This is a genomic window from Pedobacter soli (genome assembly GCF_900101435.1).
Lineage (GTDB): Bacteria > Bacteroidota > Bacteroidia > Sphingobacteriales > Sphingobacteriaceae > Pedobacter > Pedobacter soli.
In genome coordinates this window covers 1-1,273 of the sequence record NZ_FMZH01000030.1, presented here as the reverse complement: position 1 = coordinate 1,273, position 1,273 = coordinate 1, and the positions used below count along the sequence as shown (strand labels likewise).

Annotated in this window: 1 protein-coding gene; it reads left to right on the top strand. The window is 36.8% G+C overall.

Going from position 1 to position 1,273, the window contains the following annotated elements; genetic code table 11:
- The first annotated feature begins 223 nt into the window (after positions 1–223).
- On the top strand, positions 224–1,231 hold the full coding sequence (locus BLR37_RS25050) for an IS110 family RNA-guided transposase (protein ID WP_090773450.1): 1,008 nt from the start codon (positions 224–226) through the stop codon (positions 1,229–1,231).
- Positions 1,232–1,273 lie beyond the last annotated feature (42 nt).

The following is a 1,273-nucleotide window of genomic DNA, read 5'->3' as shown; positions in this document are numbered from 1 at the left end:
TCCCTTAGGTTTGTTATAATCAAAAAAGTTTGAGATTTGTACAGAAAACCTTAACGGCAGTGCTGAACTATTACTCTGTCTAGATTAAATATCTAAAACCTGTATCAGAGCACTGCCGTTTGTTGAACAAGAACCATATAGAATTTTAGTCTTCGCCGGACTGTTAAGGGATTTAGTTTCATTCAACATCAAGGTTATTTATTCCACTTAACAACCCAAAGTTATGAATTACAGATTATTTGCAGGCATTGATGTTTCAAAACTGAAAATAGATGTTGTGTTTTTTCTTACCGAGAATCCAGACAAGCAATTCCATGAATGCTTTGACAACAGTGATGAAGGCTGTTCAAAGATGGTTTCCTGGATAAATCAGATTAGTGGTCTTTTAATCACAGATATGTTTTTCTGTGTTGAAGATACGGGACTTTACACTCTCCCAGTCTGTACTTTTTTTGATGAACAGGGCGGTAATCTGTGGGTGGAGAATGCGCTCAGGCTGAAGCGTTCGCTTGGTTTAAAACGAGGCAAGTCAGACAAGGCGGATGCAGCAGAGATAGCCAACTATGGATTTCTGCATAGGCGCAAGGCAATTCTGTTTAAACTGCCAGGCGAGACCATCAGTAAGTTAAAACACCTTTTGAGCTGTAGAAAGCAACTGGTAAAACAACAAACCGCATTGAAGAATGCCTCCGGAGAACTTGAGGTTTTCGATAAAGAAGCTGCAGATTTTACTCTGTATATTAGAAAATCACTAATTACTGAATACGAGATCAAGATTAAAATGCTGGAGGAAAAACTTCTGGCTTGTGTAAAAGAAGACAGCATACTTGAAAAACAATATAACCTTGTAAAAACAGTGCATGGTATTGGAGCACAGACAGCAATGTTCATAGTGGTGCTCACACAAGGCTTTACCTTATTTGAAAACCCAAGAAAGTTTGCCTGCTATTGTGGACTAGCACCTTTTGGTAATACATCCGGTACAACATTGAAAGGAAAACCAAAAGTCAGTCATTTGGCAAATAAAAGAATAAAAACCTTGTTAACGATGTGTGCCTTAAACACCATAAAAAAAGACAATGAATTCAAAAGATACTATGATAGGAAAATAAAGGAAGGTAAACATCACTCATCCATCCTAAATGTACTTAGAAATAAACTAATCAGTAGGGCATTTGCTGCGGTACTAAAAGATAGGCCATATGAGAAAGATTTGAATTTCGCAGCATAAAATATTTCAAAATTTATTTGCAAAAACCATAGAATACAGGTT